Genomic DNA, 16,942 nt, shown 5'->3' with positions numbered 1-16,942 from the left:
GGCCGCACGACCGAAACCCCCTGGACGCGGCGTGGCTCACGCCTCGCTCATCACCACCTTCTCGGCCTGACCCTTGGCCGCGTAGTACGCGGCACGGGCGGCGAGCCGGCGAGTCTGCTCGGCCTGACCGGCGTCGAGCTCCTCCTGCGGCACCTCGAAGTTGGGCACACGAGGGACGCCGTTGTACTTCTCGATGTACGCGTCGAGCTCCGGTCCCGACGTCCACGACGTGATGAGGCAGTAGCGCGGCTCGGTGCCCGGGTGCGTCGCCGCATGCCACAGCCGCTGGGTGTCGACGATCAGCTGCGCCCCGGCCGGCAGTGCGATACGCACCTCGCCCTCGGGGTCGGTGCGATTGTCGCGCAGCACGAAGTAGCTCGTCTTGTCGTCGGTGAGGTTGAAGAATCCGCGCACGACCCAGCCCGTGCCGTCCGGGTTCAGCCGGTTGTTGTCGTCCTGGTGCAGGTTGTAGAGGCAGTCGGCGTAGGTGTTCGGCTGAAGCTCGATCACGCGGCACCGGCCGACGTTCGCGCCCGGCTCCATGGCACGGCGCGTGAGGTTCGGCGCCTTGGCGACCTGCGAGTCGATCCACACGCCGTCCTTGTCGGTGCGCGGCGGCTTATGGTTCCAGAACCCGTTGCACTCGATCTCGCCGAAGGCGCTCGCCAGCGGCGCGAAGCGCGTGTCGCCCGAGGACTTCCAGTCGTTGTACTCGATGTCGAGCCATTCCTTGGGATCGAGCTCCTGGTTGTAGGAGTCGAGCACCACATAGCCGGTCTCCTCGAGAGCGGCGGACTTGATGTAACCCATGAGGTGACATGCCTTTCGTCAGAGGGCCAGCACGTTTTAACAGGCCCAACTTAGGCAAGCCTACTTCGGGCCGCTGAACGCTCCCCGAAGCCCCGGCCGTAAATAAGGGACACCGGATCCGCGGTGCTTAGACTGGATCGCGCGCGGGTGTTTCGCCCCGCAGTTCCGATGTGCAACGAGGGGCGAAGCAGTCATGGGCAGTGCCACCAACGTCGAGGCGCACGCGGTCAACACCATCGCCTGGTTGGCAGAGCCGCAGACCGCGATCGTCGTTCCCGTCTACCAGCGCCAGTACAGATGGGACATCGGCGGGTGCGAGCAGCTCCTTGCCGACATCCGCGCCGTGGCCGACCTCGACGAGCGCAGCATGCACTTCATCGGCTCCATCCTCTCCGCCGAGAGCCCGGGTGAAGGGGCCCCCGGCGAGTTGGTGCTGATCGACGGCCAGCAGCGCATCACGACCCTGATGCTGCTCATCGCCGCTCTTCGACACACGATCGCAGACACCGACCCCGCCCTCGCGGACGAGCTCGGGCGCGTGCTCTTGCGGGCGAGTGGTCCCGGGCGCACCAAACTCCGCCCTCATCGCGCGTGGGCCGACGTCTTCGAGAGCGTCGTGCGCGGTCACCACGGCGCAGGCGGACAGCTGCGCGAATCCCGCTTCGACGACAACTACGCCTACTTCCGCAGCCAGGTCCGTCTCGACGAGGTGCCGCGCATCTGGCGGGGCCTGCAGAAACTCGAGCACGTCTCGATCACGCTGGGTGTCGGGGCGAACGCCCAGCAGATCTTCGAGAGTCTCAACTCGACCGGTGAACCGCTGCGCGATCACGAACTCATCCACAACTACGTGCTCATGGGTCTGACCCACAGCGAGCAGACCGAGATCGAGTCTGAATTCTGGGCCCCGATCGAATCCAACACCGGTGACGCGATCGCCGGATTCTGGCGGCACTATCTGGTCATGACGTCGGGACGCGAGGTGGCCGTCGCGGGCGAGCGCAGCGTCTACGACGCGTTCCGTCAGCGGTTCCCGCGCCTTGACCTGGCCTCACTCCGCGTGGATGCCGCCACCTGGCGCGAGTACTCGGCGATTTATCGCATCCTGCTCGATCCCGCTCGGGAACAGGACGATGCCATCGCTGACCGGCTCGCCGGAGTGAACATCTTCGGCCGCGGCATGTACCCCCTGCTGATGCGCGTCCTGCACGAGCATGCGCGGGGACGCGCGAGCCGCGCCGACCTGCTGGCCACGCTCGAGGGCATCCAGTCGCTGCTGCTGCGCCGCACCGTCGTGGGCCTGGGTACCGACAGGCTCGTGGCGCGGCTGTGCCGGGCACGCGAGGATGGCCACGCGGCCATGATGCACGCGATCGCCCGCATCATGCCCTCGAACGAGCGCGTCCGCATCGAGCTGAAGTACAACCCGCTCCCCCACCCCGCGTACGTGCTGGGTCGGCTGGCAGGGGTGACCGATCTCGACGGCGTCGGAATCGAGTACGTCGTCCCGCTCGCTCCCGGTGACACGTGGACCGGCGATGGGCTTCGCACCTGGGGCGACTACACCGAGGACGAGCAGAACAGCCACCGCGCTCTCGCGTCGACCCTCGGCAACCTGACGCTCCTCGAGGATCCGCTCGCCGAAAGAGCCTGGGAGGCATCGTTCCCCCAGAAGCGGGACGTGCTCTATCCCGAGAGCGCGTTCGCCCTGACGAGGGACATCGCACACACCTCCTCATGGGGAACGGCGGCCATCTCCCAGCGGACCGGCGCTCTGTCCGAGGAGTTCATGCGCGTGTGGGCACGACCCGAGGTCACGGGAATCGACGACGACGGCCTGACCCCGATCCTCGACGCACAGCGCCGGCGCGGTTGGCCGCGCGGGTGGGAACGGGAGTTCGAGTACGTCGAGTACCGCGGAGAGCACTGGGAGGTGTACGACGTCAAACACCTCTTCAATCGCGTCTTCAGGCGTCTCTGGGCCGATGACCGCGCAACGGTCGAGGCCTTCAGCGCGCGCCGCGGCGGGCCGCTCTACCCCGCTCGAGCCTGGAACGGACACTGGGACGAGGTCGACGAGCAGAACTTCCTCTATATGGGCTGGGACTCGAAGTACATGCTGACCGCGGTGCAGGGCGTGCTCGACGAGGCCGGTATCGCGGCTGAGGTGTTCGTGAAGTACTCCTACGTCGGCGCGGCGATGTAGCGGTCTCGCTCGTCGAGCTCTCCTGTAGGGCGGGTGGGACTTGAACCCACGATCGTCGGGTTATGAGCCCGCTGCCTTGACCAGCTTGGCCACCGCCCCCTGATCCCACGAGCCTACCCAACCGCGACGCGAGGGCGAATCAGACCAGCGGGTCTTCTCCCGCGCCGTCGCGCCGCGTCATAGTGGTCTCACTGCCGCGCAGCAGCGGCAGCTCCTGACTGTCGCTGACGATCTGAGGGTGATACCGCGCGAGCGAGACGACACCCCAGGTGGCGATCGCGCCGGCCACGCCGAAACCGATGAGAGCCCAGAGCGGGGCCGCCGCACCCTCGCCGAGCACCAACAGGCCGATGAGCACGGCGACCATCGGATCGATCACCGTGAGTCCCGCGATGACGAGATCCGGAGGTCCCGCGGAGTACGCCGTCTGCACGAAGTAGGCGCCGATGGCCGTGGCAGCGAGCAGGGCGATGAGGCACAGCAGCGTCAGCCACTCGAAGTCGCCCGCCTGCACCCGTTTGATGACGACCTTCGCGAGGGTGGCGACGAAGCCGTAGACCACACCGGCCGCGAGGATGTAGAAGAGCGCGCGCATGCGGTGTCGCAGCAGCATCCACAGCACCAGCAGCACCACCGTGACCGCGCCGAGGATCACGAGGACGGTGATCAGCTCGCTCTCCGACAGCGTGCGCTCGGTGGCGTAGATGGCGGCGATCAGCACGAAGATGAAGATGCCGCCCACACACGCGATGATCGCCATGAGCGAGCGCCGGGTGGGCGCATGGCCGCTGACACGCCAGTTCAGGAGGGTCGTCACGACGAGCGCGATCGCGCCCAGAGGCTGCACCACGATGAGCGGCGCGACGGTGAGCGCCCCGAGCTGACAAATGATCGCCATGCCGAGCATGAGCGTGCCGACCACCCACGAGGGACGAGTGAGCAGGCGTCGAAGCTGAGCCATCGTCAGGCCCGCCGCCCCATCCTGGCCGCTCAGTCGCTCGACCTTCATGACACCGCGGTGCTGATACTGCGCGCCGAAGGACATGAAGACCGCACCGGCGAGGGCGAGCGGGATGCCGAGCAGGAGTCCGGGGTTCTGGAACGCGCCGACCAGCTGTTCGCCCACCTCTTCGACCGTGCCCGCCCACATCACGGCATCGAGACTACCCGCGCGCCGCTGGATAGGCTCAGGACGTGGCCGTTCTTCCGATCATGATCATGGGCGATTCCGTCCTTCACTCCCCCGCCTCTCCGGTCGAGTCCGTGACCGACGACATCCGCGCGCTCGTGAACGACATGTTCGAGACGATGGATGCCGCGCCCGGCGTGGGGCTGGCGGCTCCGCAGGTCGGCGTACCCCTTCGGCTGTTCGTCTACAGCTATCAGGACGACGAGGGGGCTCCCTGGCGCGGCGTCGTCATCAATCCCGAGCTGTGGATGCATCCGCTGGAGCCGGGCATGCCCGATCCCGACGAGGAGAGCGAGGGCTGCCTCTCGTTTCCCGGCGAACGGTTCGCGCTGCGCCGCTCCTCCCGGGTGCGTGTGACGGGCACCGACCTCGAGGGCGACCCCGTCAGCATCGACGTGGACGGGTGGCGCGCGCGCATCCTGCAGCACGAGTACGACCATCTCGACGGCATTCTGTACATCGATCGACTCGACGACGGCGACTGGAAGACGGTGCAGAAGCTCGCCCGCAAGCGCGGCTGGGGTCGCCAGGGGCACTCGTGGATGCCGGGAGTCGATGACCTCGACGCGTGAGGTCGACGCGTGGTCATCGAGGCGTCGACGTGCGGCCTCGTCGCGACTCGACGGCGGTTAGGCTCGAAGGGTGAGTGAGATCCGGATCGAGCGCCGCGCCAGCCTGGAGCTGCTGCGGGCCGAGGCCGCGGAGGAACTCGGCGTCGTCGTCGAGGAGCGTCTGCGCCACGGCGAGGATCCCTGGTCCTTCATGGAGGAGCTGCCCACGGTGGACGAGTTGGTCGTGCACACTCTGCGCGCGGACGCGATCATCGCCGACGGCGGACGCATGCCCTCGCACGTGCGTGACTATCGGGTACTGCGCCAGATCGCGATCGAGCATCCGGAGCTGACCCGCACGGTGTGGAGCATGCTCGGCGAAGACCCCCGCTCGCGCGCGGCCGGCTGAGAAACAGAACGCCCCGCCGCGTGTGCGGTGAGGCGTTCGTCGTGTGCTCCCCGGCTTGGACTCGAACCAAGAACCTATCGGTTAACAGCCGATTGCTCTGCCAATTGAGCTACCGAGGAATGCGCCCGGCTGACGCTGGGCAACCCGACTATGTTAGCAAACCCCGCGAGCGTCCCACGACACGGCGCATCCGCCGGGCGAGTCCGTCACGAGACCAGCAGCCGGGCGTCTGCCTCGGCGGAGGGCGACCAGACGACGCGTTCGTGGTGCCCCTGCGCGACGGGATGCCCGTGCTGGAGCACCAGCACGTCGGCGTCCAGAGCCTCCGCGATCCGCACGTCGTTCGCGGCGGCGAGCGTCACCATCCCGTATGCCCGGCGGCGGTGCTCGATCGCGTCGAGCACCACGCGACGGGCCTCGACATCGAGATTCGCGAGCGGCTCGTCGGCGACCAGCACCCTCGGAGCCAGCACGAGGGCCCTCGCCACCGCCACGCGCTGGCGCATGCCGGCGCTCAGTTCGTACGGAAACTTCTGCGCGGTACCCAGCGGAAGATGCAGCTCGTCGAGCAGGGCCGCGACCCGCAGTGACAGAGCTCGCGTGTTGACCTTGCGATCGCGGCTCGTGATGGGCGCGTGGATGATCTCTTCCGCAGTCAGCCGGGCGGGGAGGTCCGCTCCCGCTCGCTGGGCCAGATGCCCGACGTGATAGGTCAGAACCCGGCGAGCCCGCCCGGGGCGTTTGATCGAGATCCCCTCGACAACCGCCCGGCCGCCCACGACCTCGAGGTCATCGATCTCGCGTCCCGAGATCGCGTGCAGGAGACTGCTCTTGCCCGACCCCGTCGGTCCGAGCACCAGCAGCGCACCACCGCGTTCGATGCGGAATGAGACACCGTCGACCGCACGCCCGCCGCCCGGCCGCGAACCCGACGCGTGCGCGACGCTGAGGTCCTCGACGACGACCGGCGTCGTGCTCTCCTCGCGTCGGCCCATGGGTTCATCCTGCCCTCTGGCGGGCCCATGGGCCAGCATCACTCCTCGGAGGCCCAGCCGTGTCGTTCGGCATCGAGGTCGCGCAGCCGCATCCGCAGCGTGCGGCCGTCGGGCGAATCGGCCGGCACGCGCTGGACGGCACCGAGCAGCTCGGCCTTCTGCGCGTCGTACGCGCGCAGCACGATCCGCCGAGCGAGCGACGTGGCCGAGGCCCGGGCGCCCGCTTCGTCTCGGGCAGGGAAGGGTGCTGCCAGCAGATCGGCGGCAAGCCCTCGGTAGGGTTCGCGCACCTCCTCGACCGCGGTCAGTGACCAGCCCGCCCGGTGCACGTCCGCCGCCGCGATCGCGGCGCGGATGGCCTCCAGTGCCGGGTGGCGCAGCGGTTCGGCGAAGGCCCGCTCGCGCAGCACATCGGGGATCGTGTGCCCGTACTGCAGGTACCCCATCACGGCCTCGCGCTCGAGCATCACATCGGGGGTGCGCGGCAGCGTCGCGAGCCTCGGCGCGGCGACGGCCGGAGCGTCGTCGGGATCGGATGCCGGGGGCCGGCCGCGCTCACCCTCGCTGCCACCGCGCGCATCGGCGGGGACGGCGGAGCGCCGAGCCGCAGCATCCACCGCCGGTCGCACCTCGCCGATATCCATGCCGAGCCGGCGCGCGAGGACCCTCGTGTAGCCCGGTCGCAGCGAAGGATCGCGGATCTCGGCGACGATCGGCGCGGCCGCCCGCAGTGCTCCCACGCGCCCCTCGACACTTGCCAGGTCGTAGTCGGCGAGCCGTCGGTCGATGACGAACTCGAACATCGGCTGCTTGTGGTCGAGCAGAGCGCGCACCGCGCCGTCGCCCCGGTGCAGGCGAAGGTCGCAGGGGTCCAGGCCCTCGGGCGCCACAGCCACATAGGTCTGCGCCTGGAAGCGGCGCTCCTCGGCGAAGGCACGCAGCGCCGCCTTCTGACCCGCGGCGTCGGGATCGAAGGTGAACACGACCTCGCCCGAGGCCGTGTCATCGCCCATGACCCGACGCAACACCGTGATGTGATCGCTGCCGAAGGCCGTGCCGCAGGTCGCGACCGCCGTCGTGATGCCCGCGAGGTGACAGGCCATGACGTCGGTGTAGCCCTCGACGACCACGACCCGGTCCTCGCGGGAAATGTCGCGCTTGGCGAGGTCGAGGCCGTAGAGCACCTGCGACTTGCGGTAGATCGGCGTCTCGGGGGTGTTGAGGTACTTGGGGCCCTGGTCATCGTCGTAGAGCTTGCGCGCCCCGAACCCGACCGTCTGCCCCGTGACATCGCGGATCGGCCACACGAGGCGCCCGCGGAACCGGTCGTACACGCCGCGCTGACCCTGCGACACCAGGCCCGCCGCCGCCAGCTCGTCGCGAGTGAAACCCTGTGCGGTGAGCGCCTTGGTCATGCCCTCCCAACCGCGGGGAGCGTAACCCACTCCGAAATGGGACGCCGCACCCGCGTCGAAGCCCCGCTCCCCGAGGAACCGCCGTCCCGCCTCCGCCTCGGCGCTCGAGAGCTGGGAGGCGAAGAACTCCGCCGCCGCGATGTTCGCGGCGTACAGGCGTGCGCGTCCGCTGGTCTCCGGGGCGGGACCGCCGCCCTCTTCGTAGTGCAGCGCGAATCCGATGCGCCCCGCGAGCCGCTCGACCGCGTCGGTGAAGGAGAGGTGGTCCATCTTGCGCAGGAAGGTGTAGACATCACCTGATTCGCCGCACCCGAAGCAGTGATAGAAGCCGACCTGGGGACGCACATGAAAGCTCGGGCTGCGCTCGTCGTGGAAGGGACACAGGCCCTTCATCGAGCCGACACCCGCCGGCTTCAACGCGACCCGTTCACCGACGACGTCGGCGATGTTGGTGCGCGCCTTGACCTCCTCGACGTCGGCCTGGCGGATGCGTCCGGCCATCAGTCCTCGCCGAGCACGTCGGAGGGCGCGCGGGATGCCGGTGTCCAGATGCCGAGGGAGGCGGCATCGACATCTCCGACGAGTCGGGTGTGCCAGGAGATGGCGTCCTGATCGGTGAAGCTGGCCACCTGGTCGACGATCACCCGGCGCCTCGCCGTGTCATCGTCCGCGGCGTCGAAGTCCGCACGCAGCGCGGGGGTGAGCGCGGCGGGGCCGGCGTCCCACAGCGCGGTCGCGAGCCGCTTGAGCATCCGCCGCTGCTCGCGATACAGCTCCTTGCGTCCGTCGATCGATACGACGAACGCGCCCACCATGCCCTTGAGCGCGGCGACCTCGGCCTCGACGACGCGGGGCACGATGACGTGCGCCGAGTAGCGGGTGAGGGCTCGCGCCGGGTAAGCCTCGCGAGTGGCGGTCGTCGCGGCGCGGGCGAATCGCCCGATCAGATCGCTCGTCAGGTTCTTCAGACGGCCGAGAGCGGCGCGCGACCCGTCGAACTCGGTGATCCACTCCGACATCCGGGTGAGGCGGTAGAGGGCATCGTCGAGCTCGTCCCTCGCGAAGTCGAACCCTACCCACGCCTGGATCGCCGTCACGAGACCCTCGTGCTCTGCGGTCGAGGTGAGCCGGGCCGGATCGAGGTAGCCGTTGGTGACGGCGTCTTCGAAATCGTGCACCGAGTAGGCGATGTCGTCCGAGAGGTCCATCACCTCGGCCTCGATGCACCGCACGCGTCCGGGCGCGCCCTCCCGCATCCAGCGGAAGACGGGCTCGTCGTCGGCGTACACGCCGTACTTCAGGCGCCCGCCCGGATCGGGCAGCGGGTGATCCGAGGTCCACGGGTACTTGCAGCTGGCGTCGAGGCTCGCGCGGGTCAGGTTGAGGCCGTGCGTGCGACCGTTGTCGTCGAACACCTTGGGCTCGAGACGGCTGAGGATCCGCAGCGTCTGCGCGTTGCCCTCGAAACCGCCGATCTCCTCGGCCCAGTCGTTGAGCGCACGCTCGCCGTTGTGGCCGAACGGCGGATGCCCCAGATCGTGGCTGAGACACGCCGCATCCACGACGTCCGGGGCGAGGGAGAGCCAGGTCGCGAGCTCACGGCCGACCTGCGCGACCTCGAGGGAGTGCGTCAGGCGATTGCGCGCGAAGTCCGCGGGGCTCGCGGGGCTCAGAACCTGCGTCTTGGCGGCCAGGCGTCGCAGCGCGGCGGAGTGCAGCACACGCGCACGATCGCGGGCGAAGTCGTCGCGCTCGGATCGATGCTGCTCCGCGTAGAACCGCTCGGCGTCGCGCGCGCCGTAGCCATCCGCGCGCATCCGCTCCCCCTCAACCGCCACTGTGGTCCAGCTCCGCGGCTGCCAGGCCCGCCGTCGTGTTGTCATCGAGCAGCCGAGACTCGAGCCAGCGGTCGGGCAGTGCCGGCCGCTTCGGCGTGCCCGCGCGGCCCCGTTGTCCCTCGGCCGCGGCACCCGGATACGGCGCGTCGCGATCGAGCGTCGCGAGCAGCGCGTCGATCTCCTCGAGGGAGGATGCCGTGGCCAGCGCCGCCCGGGTGTCACCGCCGACCGGATAGCCCTTGAAGTACCAGGCGACGTGCTTGCGGATATCGCGACATCCGCGTCCCTCGTCGTCGAAGAACTCCACGAGCAGCTCGGCGTGCCGCCGGAACGCGGACGCGACGAAGCCGAGTGTCGCGTCCACGGGCGGGGCGTCGGCGCCGAACGCCGTCGCCAGCTCCCCGAACAGCCACGGACGGCCCAGGCACCCGCGACCCACGACGACGCCCGCGCATCCCGTCTCCTCGCGCATCCGCACCGCGTCGTCGGCCGACCAGATGTCGCCGTTGCCGAGCACCGGAATGCTCGTGACGGTCTCGACGAGACGCGTGATCGCCGACCAATCGGCCTGGCCGGAGTAGAACTGCGCCGCGGTGCGCGCGTGCAGTGCAACCGCGGCCGCCCCCGCACCCTCGGCGATGCGACCGGCCTCGAGATAGGTCAGATGATCGTCGTCGATGCCCTTGCGCATCTTCACCGTCAGCGGAAGGGGACCCGAAGCCTTCGCCGCGCGCTCCACGATCTCGCGGAAGAGCTCGGTCTTCCAGGGCAGCGCCGCGCCGCCGCCCTTGCGCGTGACCTTGGGCACGGGGCAGCCGAAGTTCAGGTCGATGTGGTCGGCGTGGTCCTCCGCGACGATGATCCGCACCGCTTCGGCGACGGTGGCGGGGTCGACGCCGTACAGCTGGATCGACCGCGGAGTCTCGGACTCGTGGTGACGGATGAGACGCATGGTGGTGTCGTTGCGCTCCACCAGCGCGCGGGAGGTGATCATCTCGCTGACGTAGAGCCCGGCTCCGTACTCGCGGCACAGTCGCCGGAACGCGGTGTTGGTGATGCCCGCCATAGGCGCGAGGACGACCGGCACATCGAGATCGAGGGGGCCGATCCGCAGCGCGGGCGCGGAAGCGAGGGCGGATGCTGTCACCCGACCATTCTCCCAGACGCGAGCGGCCTTCCCTCCGGTAGGCGCCCGTATGGTGGAGTCATGAGTGTCGAGAGCGCTGTGGACATCCGTGACATCCCCTTCGTCGCCGCCGACGGCAGCCAGGCGCGGCTCGCGGATTTCGGCGACAGCGTCCTTCTCGTCGTGAACGTCGCCTCGAAATGCGGGCTCACTCCTCAGTACGAGCAGCTGGAACAGCTGCAGCGCACCTACGGCGAGCGAGGCTTCTCGGTGCTCGGCTTTCCGTGCAATCAGTTCATGGGCCAGGAGCCCGGCTCCATGGAGCAGATCCTGGACTACTGCGCCACCACGTGGGGCGTCTCATTCCCCGTCTTCGACAAGGTGAAGGTCAACGGCCCCAAAGCCGCCCCTCTCTACAAGGCGCTCAAGCGTGCCGAGGACGCCGAGGGCGGGCATGGCCCGATCCTGTGGAACTTCGAGAAGTTCGTGATCACTCCGTCGGGGCGGGTGCACCGATTCCGCCCCTCGGTGAAGCCCGATGACCCCGAGGTGGTCGAGATCATCGAGGCCCACCTGCCGCGCTGAGCGGGCGACGGGTCAGACCTCGGCCGGTGCGCGGTCGGCGTCGCGGTGTTCGCCCCACACCTGGCGCGCGATCTGTGCGAAGGCGTCGGCGGGCTGCGCCCCGCTGACACCGTACTTGCCGTCGATCACGAAGAAGGGCACCCCGGTGATGCCGAAGGCCCGGGCCTGTTCCTGGTCGGCACGCACCGCCGGCAGATGAGTCTGCGCGTCGAGCTCGGCGCGCACGGCGTCGCCGTCGAGTCCCGCTTCGACGGCGAGGTCGACCAGCTCCTCGATGCGGCCGACGTGACGACCTTCGGTGAAGTACGCTGCCATGAGGCGTTCGGCCATCTCGTGCTGACGACCGCGGGCCTTCGCCGCGTGCAGCAGCTCATGCGCCTTCACGGTGTTGGTGTGCCGCAGCAGGTCGAAGCGATAGGCGAGACCCGCCTCGGCGGCGACGCCGGTGACCCGGTCGAGCATCTCCCGTACCTGCTCGCGGGGAACCCCCTTGTGTCCGGCCAGGTAGTCCAGCTCATCGCCCTCGAAATCCACCGGGGTGTCCGGCGAGAGCTCGTAGGAGTGGTAGACGACCTCCACGACCGGAGCGTCGTCATCGGTCGCGGCCTGCGCAAGCCCCGCCTCGAGATTGCGCTTGCCGATGTAGCACCAGGGGCAGGCGATGTCGCTCCACACGTCGATCTTGATGGCATCCGTCACACCCGGGACAACCGCCGACTCCGTGCATGTATTCCCCGGCACGTACATGCGTCATGTCGGAGGATCCTCGTCGGGGAAAAAACGGAAGCGGACCCGCACGGCTTCGTCATCGGCCAGGACGATCGTGGACGCGTCGGCCGACCACGCATCGGGCACGAGGAACAGCCGGTCACCCCCGTGCACCAGCAGGCGCAATCCGAAGTACCGATAACGGAAGACCTGCCCCTCGTCGGCGACCTCGAGCGGCTGCGCGGTGATCGCCGGGTTACCCGGGTACAGCCGCTCCGACGTATCCAACACCACAGCCGGCAGCGCGCCGAGGTCGGCGGCGAGTGCGCGAGCCTGCCCGAGACCCCACCACTGGGCCACGGTCGCGGCCGACCAGAAGGTCCCCGCGACCATGACGCTCACGAGGAGGATGACGGTGCTGCGCCCCGCGCCCCCGCCGCGCAGCACCCGCGCCGTCGATGCGGCGTAGCCGGCGAGGCCGGCGCCGACGGCGAGCAGGAGAGGGGTGAGGAAGGGATACAGCGGCCAGGCACCGAGCGGCGCGAACAGGAAGGCCAGCACGAGCCCCGCCATCAGCACAGCGACCCCTGCACCGGCAAGCCCCGCGATCACTCGGCGACGTCCGGCTTCGGACATCTCGCGCACGCGGGCCCGCGTGATGCGATGCGCGACGACGAGAGCGGCGGCGATGAGGAGGACGACCATGACGGGGACGAACAGCACTCCGGGGCTGCGCATCACGATCTCCTGCGAACTCAGTCCGATCGCGTCGATGTCCACACCGAAATACAGGAAGAACTCTCGAGACGAGACGTAGCCGAAGTAGAACAGCAGCCCGGTGAGAAAGGTCGCCGGGGCGACGAACGTCGTGAGGAAGCCGACCCATCGCTCGAACCCCAGCCCGTGCGCGGCGTCCGCGTCCGCCGCGCGGGCGGGACCCTCGTCGATCACCTTCTCAGCCGCTCTCACGGGCCGTGGCATCGCAGACGTTTCCCTCGGCGACGAACACCGGATCGCAGACGAAGATGGGCGGTCCCGCGTCGGTCTCGCGGGCGACGACGGCATCGCAGTCCGTCGCCTCCTCGCATTCCAGCGTTCCCACGAGCGCGAGTTGAGTGCCGTTCGTGAAGCCCTCGGCGGGGATGAGGGGCACACTGCAGAACAGTGTCTGATCGTCGTGCCAGAGAACGAGGCCGATGCACGCGCCGTCGGTGCCCACATCACCGCATGCACCGCGACCCAGCGCGATTCCCTCCGCGTCCGCGGCGCCGCCGTCGACGGTGAATCGCACGCCTTCGGGCACCTGCGCTCCCCAGAACAGCGCGACCCCCTGACACCACGTCCCGTCACCCAGATCGGTCGTGCCCTGATCGCCGTGCGCGGGGCCGCCGAAGTTCGTCGCGATGCCGCTCCGACGGGTCTGCTGCGCGGGATCGGCCTCGCCGTCCTCGACGGCGTCGCCCTCTTCCCCCTGATCGGGGGGCGACTGCGGGCCGGGATCGGGCACATCGACCGCGACCGGAGCATCCACCGGGTCATCCTCTGCCGCCGCGCATCCCGCGAGCCCGAGAACGAGCGCGCACAGGATCACGGCGGCCCGGATGGCCGGTTCCCGGCGGTGTCGGTCCACGTCGCACCTCCCTGAGCGGCGACGACCGTCGTCGCCCCTCACTCGATAGGAGTGGGTGATGCGGCGAACGATACACCCGTGCGCGCCCCGCGCCCAGGGGGCGATCGGGCGTCAGAGCGCGGGCGCGTCCGGCTGGTCGATCGCGCCGCCGAAACGTCGGTCGCGGTCGAGGTACATCCCGATCGCATCCCAGAGATCGACGCGCGAGAAGTCGGGCCACAGCGTGTCGAGAAAGACGAACTCGGCGTAGGCGGACTCCCAGAGCAGGAAGTTCGAGGTCCGCTGCTCGCCGCTGGAACGCACGAACAGGTCGACGTCCGGCATGTCGGGGATGTACAGGCGACGACGGATCAGCTTCTCCGTCACCGCCGAGGGCTTGAGGCGGCCCGCGGAGACATCGTCGGCGATGGAACGCATCGCGTCGACCAGCTCGACGCGCCCGCCGTAGTTGACACACATCGTCAATGTCAGGACGTCGTTGTCGGCGGTGAGCTCCTCGGCGTACTGCAGCTCCTTGATCACCGACCCCCACAGGCGCGGCTTGCGGCCCGCCCAGCGCACGCGCACCCCCCATTCGTTCAGCTGATCGCGGCGCCGGTGCAGCACATCGCGGTTGAAGCCCATGAGAAATCGCACCTCATCGGGCGAACGCGTCCAGTTCTCGGTCGAGAACGCGTAGACGCTCAGGTGCTTCACGCCGGCCTGGACGGCGCCCGCCACGACATCGAGGAGCGCCGCCTCGCCCGCTCTGTGTCCCTCGACGCGCGAGAGCCCGCGCCTGTTCGCCCACCGGCCGTTGCCGTCCATCACGATGGCGACGTGCTCCGGAACACTCCCGCGCGCAAAGGCGGGCGGATGGACACCGGTCCAATCGAGCGGACGATAGGCCACGGCATCCCGATGCGTGTACGGCTTGGGACTCATCGGGGTGCCTCCAGATGCGAAAGGGAACGGATGCCGCGCTCGAGGTGCCATTGCGTGTATGCGGCGATCACGCCCGACGCCGCCGCAAGATCGCGGGATTCCGCGGACTCGACCAGCCGCCACTCCCCCGTCATCAGCGCCTCGAGCGTTGCGACGGCACCGGATCCGATCCGTGCGCTGCCCGTAGGCGCGCAGGAGCGGCAGACGATGCCGCCGAGCTGGGCGACGAACGTGTCGTGCGGCCCCGGAGCCCCGCAGCGCCCGCACGCGGCGAGACTGGGCGCCCAACCCGACAGCGCCATGGCGCGCAGCAGGTAGGAGTCGAGGATCGGGCGGGACCCGTGATCGCCCCGGGCCAGCGCACGCAGACCGCCCACGAGCAGGAGGTACTGCTGCGCCGTCGCCTCGGCCTCGTTCAGTCGGTCGGCGGTCTCGACCATCGCGTTGGCCGCGGTGTAGCGGTCGTAGTGGACGACGATGTCGGCCCCGTATGCCCCGATGCTCTCGGCCTGCTGCACGATGTCGAGGGAGCGGCCGGCGTACAGCTGAACGTCCGCGACCATGAAGGGCTCCAGACGAGATCCGAAGCGCGACGAGGTGCGGCGCACCCCCTTCGCCACGGCACGCAGCTTTCCATGCCGACGACTGAGCATCGTCACGATCCTGTCGGCCTCGCCCAGCTTGTGGGTGCGCAGGACCACGACCTCGTCGCGGAAGGTGGGCATCGGACCATTATCGCCGCGCGGGCGACCTGTCCGGCGAGGGCGCGCGAGCGAGAATGGATGCGTGGACCAGCCCCTCTTCGTCATCCCGCTCTGGGCAGATCTCACGGCCGTCGGCCTGGGCGGTGTGCAGGGGGCGCTGTTCGCCTCCGGATTCCGCGGGCAGCGTCGACTCGATCTGCTCGGCGTCGCGATCATCGGCATCCTGATCGGCATGGGCGGCGGCCTCATCCGCGACCTGCTGCTCGGTCTTCCACCCTCGACGCTGCAGAGCACCTGGTACCTGCTCACGGCCACAGGCGCCGCGCTGGTCGGAATGCTCCTGGCCGGAGTTTTCCAGCGACTGAGCGCTCTGATCGTGGGGCTGGATGCCGTTGTCATCGGCATGTTCGGCGCCTTCGGCACCAGCAAGGCCCTCGCCGTCGGTCTGCCGCTCGTTCCCGCGGTCTTCGTGGGCGTGTGCGCGGCCGTAGGGGGATCGGTGCTGCGCGACGTGATCATGGGGCTGCCCGTCGCCATCATGCACGTCGGCTCGCTCTATGCCGTCGCCGCGGGCGCCGGCTGCCTGCTGCTAGCCGGCGCCGCGACGATCGGGGTGCCGATCGTGCCCGCCGCGATCGCCGGGATCGCGCTCACGGCGGTCATCCGCGTGCTGGCGGTGGTCTTCGACCTGTCGTTGCCCGAGCAGCGCGTGCTCTATCGCCGCCGTGTCGCGGCGGAGACCGGCGCCCTGCCGATCGTGCGGCGACCGGACTGATCAGACGGCGGCGAGGCGCGACTCGAGCTGACGCGTGCGGATCGCGCGGTTGACACCCGACACGATCGCCTTGAGGCTCGCGGTCGAGATGTCTCCGTCGATGCCGACGCCCCACAGGCGCTCGCCGTCGATCTGGAGTTCGACGTAGGCCGCGGCCTGAGCGTCGCCGCCGGCGCTGAGGGTGTGTTCGACGTAGTCGTAGAGGGAGATGTCGAACCCGCGTCCGCGCACGATCTCGAGGAACGCAGCGATCGGACCGTTGCCGTGGCCCGTGGTGTCTTCGACGTCGTCTCCGTCGCGCAGCCGGGCGTGCAGCTCGACGTCGCCCGTCATGTCGCTCGAGGTGCGCGTGCCCAGCAGCTCGAAACGACCCCAGCGCTCGTCCGCGACCTGCGAGGGCAGGTACTCATCGGTGAAGATCGCCCAGATCTGGTCGCTCGTGACCTCGCCGCCCTCGGCATCCGTGGTCGATTGGACGACACCCGAGAACTCGATCTGCAGCCGGCGCGGCAGGTCGATGGCGTGGTCGGTCTTGAGCAGATAGGCGACGCCCCCCTTACCGGACTGCGAGTTGACGCGGATGACGGCCTCGTACGAGCGGCCCAGGTCCTTCGGATCGATCGGCAGGTACGGAACCGCCCACTCGAGCTCGTCGACCGAGACGCCCTCGGCCGCGGCCCGGGCATCCATCGCCTCGAAACCCTTCTTGATGGCGTCCTGATGCGATCCGCTGAACGCGGTGAAGACGAGGTCGCCGGCCCAGGGGCTGCGCTCGGGCACGGGCAGCTGGTTGCAGTACTCGGCCGTGCGCTTGACCTGGTCGATGTCGCTGAAGTCGATCTGCGGGTCGATGCCCTGCGTGAACAGGTTGACGCCCAGCGCCACGAGATCGACGTTGCCGGTGCGCTCGCCGTTGCCGAACAGGCACCCCTCGATGCGGTCGGCGCCGGCCATGTACCCCAGCTCGGCCGCGGCGACCGCGGTTCCGCGGTCGTTGTGCGGGTGCAGCGAGAGGATCACGTTCTCGCGGTGGTTCAGGTGACGACTCATCCACTCGATCGAGTCGGCGTAGACGTT

The 16,942-nt window shown here is 69.2% G+C and carries 17 protein-coding genes and 2 tRNA genes; 5 read left to right on the top strand and 14 right to left on the bottom strand.

Annotated elements, in window-relative coordinates:
- Positions 1-36: 36 nt before the first annotated feature.
- Complete coding sequence (locus DI573_RS08880; RefSeq protein ID WP_292813008.1) at positions 37-810, bottom strand: hypothetical protein; 774 nt, start codon at positions 808-810, stop codon at positions 37-39.
- A gap of 193 nt (positions 811-1,003) precedes the next feature.
- Here DI573_RS08880 and DI573_RS08875 point away from each other — a divergent pair, with 193 nt between their 5' ends.
- Positions 1,004-3,016 carry a DUF262 domain-containing protein gene (locus DI573_RS08875; protein ID WP_292813005.1) on the top strand — a complete coding sequence of 671 codons (2,013 nt, stop codon included), beginning with the start codon at positions 1,004-1,006 and terminating at the stop codon, positions 3,014-3,016.
- A 25-nt stretch (positions 3,017-3,041) separates the two neighbouring features.
- On the opposite strand, the gene DI573_RS08870 is transcribed toward DI573_RS08875, so the two are convergent.
- A tRNA-Ile gene (locus DI573_RS08870) sits at positions 3,042-3,115 on the bottom strand.
- 40 nt (positions 3,116-3,155) lie between these two features.
- Positions 3,156-4,166, bottom strand: a complete 1,011-nt coding sequence (locus DI573_RS08865) for a DMT family transporter (RefSeq protein WP_292813010.1) — start codon at positions 4,164-4,166, stop codon at positions 3,156-3,158.
- A 44-nt stretch (positions 4,167-4,210) separates the two neighbouring features.
- On the opposite strand from DI573_RS08865, the gene def reads away from it, so the two are divergent.
- Together def and DI573_RS08855 are read left to right on the top strand one after the other, a co-directional pair.
- Positions 4,211-4,777 (top strand): peptide deformylase, encoded by a 567-nt coding sequence (gene def, locus DI573_RS08860; RefSeq protein WP_292813002.1) that lies wholly within the window; start codon positions 4,211-4,213, stop codon positions 4,775-4,777.
- Between the two features lie 70 nt (positions 4,778-4,847).
- Positions 4,848-5,165 carry a tryptophan synthase subunit alpha gene (locus DI573_RS08855; RefSeq protein WP_292812999.1) on the top strand — a complete coding sequence of 106 codons (318 nt, stop codon included), beginning with the start codon at positions 4,848-4,850 and terminating at the stop codon, positions 5,163-5,165.
- A gap of 46 nt (positions 5,166-5,211) precedes the next feature.
- Here the strand turns inward: DI573_RS08855 and DI573_RS08850 are convergent.
- The 5 genes from DI573_RS08850 to dusB all read right to left on the bottom strand — a co-directional run bounded on the left by DI573_RS08850 (position 5,212) and on the right by dusB (position 10,560).
- Positions 5,212-5,284: transfer RNA gene (locus DI573_RS08850), tRNA-Asn, on the bottom strand.
- Between the two features lie 87 nt (positions 5,285-5,371).
- Positions 5,372-6,160, bottom strand: coding sequence for an ATP-binding cassette domain-containing protein (locus DI573_RS08845; protein ID WP_292812997.1), 789 nt, complete (start codon positions 6,158-6,160; stop codon positions 5,372-5,374).
- 38 nt (positions 6,161-6,198) lie between these two features.
- Positions 6,199-8,076 carry a DNA primase gene (gene dnaG / locus DI573_RS08840; RefSeq protein ID WP_292812994.1) on the bottom strand — a complete coding sequence of 626 codons (1,878 nt, stop codon included), beginning with the start codon at positions 8,074-8,076 and terminating at the stop codon, positions 6,199-6,201.
- Complete coding sequence (locus DI573_RS08835; protein WP_292812992.1) at positions 8,076-9,392, bottom strand: deoxyguanosinetriphosphate triphosphohydrolase; 1,317 nt, start codon at positions 9,390-9,392, stop codon at positions 8,076-8,078. The genes dnaG and DI573_RS08835 overlap by 1 nt, the downstream gene beginning before the upstream one ends.
- Positions 9,393-9,402: 10 nt before the next feature.
- Entirely contained in the window at positions 9,403-10,560 is a 1,158-nt protein-coding gene (gene dusB, locus DI573_RS08830) for a tRNA dihydrouridine synthase DusB (protein WP_292812989.1), read from the bottom strand.
- A 60-nt stretch (positions 10,561-10,620) separates the two neighbouring features.
- On the opposite strand from dusB, the gene DI573_RS08825 reads away from it, so the two are divergent.
- Complete coding sequence (locus DI573_RS08825) at positions 10,621-11,124, top strand: glutathione peroxidase (protein ID WP_292812987.1); 504 nt, start codon at positions 10,621-10,623, stop codon at positions 11,122-11,124.
- 12 nt (positions 11,125-11,136) lie between these two features.
- On the opposite strand, the gene DI573_RS08820 is transcribed toward DI573_RS08825, so the two are convergent.
- The 5 genes from DI573_RS08820 to recO all read right to left on the bottom strand — a co-directional run bounded on the left by DI573_RS08820 (position 11,137) and on the right by recO (position 15,111).
- Complete coding sequence (locus DI573_RS08820; RefSeq protein ID WP_292812984.1) at positions 11,137-11,823, bottom strand: DsbA family oxidoreductase; 687 nt, start codon at positions 11,821-11,823, stop codon at positions 11,137-11,139.
- Between the two features lie 51 nt (positions 11,824-11,874).
- The gene (locus tag DI573_RS08815) at positions 11,875-12,801 is read right to left on the bottom strand and encodes a hypothetical protein (RefSeq protein ID WP_292812982.1); all 927 of its coding nucleotides are present in this window, start codon (positions 12,799-12,801) and stop codon (positions 11,875-11,877) included.
- Positions 12,788-13,363: a hypothetical protein gene (locus tag DI573_RS08810; protein ID WP_292812979.1), complete on the bottom strand. Its 576-nt coding sequence runs from the start codon at positions 13,361-13,363 to the stop codon at positions 12,788-12,790. Before DI573_RS08810 ends, DI573_RS08815 begins: the two co-directional genes overlap by 14 nt.
- 210 nt (positions 13,364-13,573) lie before the next feature.
- Positions 13,574-14,386: an isoprenyl transferase gene (locus tag DI573_RS08805; protein WP_292812976.1), complete on the bottom strand. Its 813-nt coding sequence runs from the start codon at positions 14,384-14,386 to the stop codon at positions 13,574-13,576.
- Positions 14,383-15,111: a DNA repair protein RecO gene (gene recO, locus DI573_RS08800; protein WP_292812973.1), complete on the bottom strand. Its 729-nt coding sequence runs from the start codon at positions 15,109-15,111 to the stop codon at positions 14,383-14,385. Before recO ends, DI573_RS08805 begins: the two co-directional genes overlap by 4 nt.
- Before the next feature lie 61 nt (positions 15,112-15,172).
- Between recO and DI573_RS08795 the strand changes: the two genes are divergently transcribed.
- Entirely contained in the window at positions 15,173-15,865 is a 693-nt protein-coding gene (locus DI573_RS08795; RefSeq protein ID WP_292812972.1) for a TRIC cation channel family protein, read from the top strand.
- Here the strand turns inward: DI573_RS08795 and DI573_RS08790 are convergent.
- Positions 15,866-16,942: 2-isopropylmalate synthase (locus DI573_RS08790; protein WP_292812969.1), on the bottom strand; the 1,077-nt coding region annotated here is incomplete at its 5' end. It abuts the gene before it with no gap.

The sequence above is a fragment of the Microbacterium sp. genome, assembly GCF_003248605.1.
Classification (GTDB): Bacteria; Actinomycetota; Actinomycetes; order Actinomycetales; family Microbacteriaceae; genus Microbacterium.
This window is presented reverse-complemented; position numbering and strand designations above follow the sequence as displayed.

Bases quoted from the DNA above. Each gene is read 5' to 3' on its own strand.
- DI573_RS08880 (WP_292813008.1), bottom strand. From the start codon at position 810: ATGGGTTACATCAAGTCCGCCGCTCTCGAGGAGACCGGCTATGTGGTG.
- DI573_RS08875 (WP_292813005.1), top strand. From the start codon at position 1,004: ATGGGCAGTGCCACCAACGTCGAGGCGCACGCGGTCAACACCATCGCC.
- DI573_RS08865 (WP_292813010.1), bottom strand. From the start codon at position 4,166: ATGTGGGCGGGCACGGTCGAAGAGGTGGGCGAACAGCTGGTCGGCGCG.
- DI573_RS08845 (WP_292812997.1), bottom strand. From the start codon at position 6,160: ATGGGCCGACGCGAGGAGAGCACGACGCCGGTCGTCGTCGAGGACCTC.
- dnaG (WP_292812994.1), bottom strand. From the start codon at position 8,076: ATGGCCGGACGCATCCGCCAGGCCGACGTCGAGGAGGTCAAGGCGCGC.
- DI573_RS08835 (WP_292812992.1), bottom strand. From the start codon at position 9,392: ATGCGCGCGGATGGCTACGGCGCGCGCGACGCCGAGCGGTTCTACGCG.
- DI573_RS08825 (WP_292812987.1), top strand. From the start codon at position 10,621: ATGAGTGTCGAGAGCGCTGTGGACATCCGTGACATCCCCTTCGTCGCC.
- DI573_RS08805 (WP_292812976.1), bottom strand. From the start codon at position 14,386: ATGAGTCCCAAGCCGTACACGCATCGGGATGCCGTGGCCTATCGTCCG.
- recO (WP_292812973.1), bottom strand. From the start codon at position 15,111: ATGCCCACCTTCCGCGACGAGGTCGTGGTCCTGCGCACCCACAAGCTG.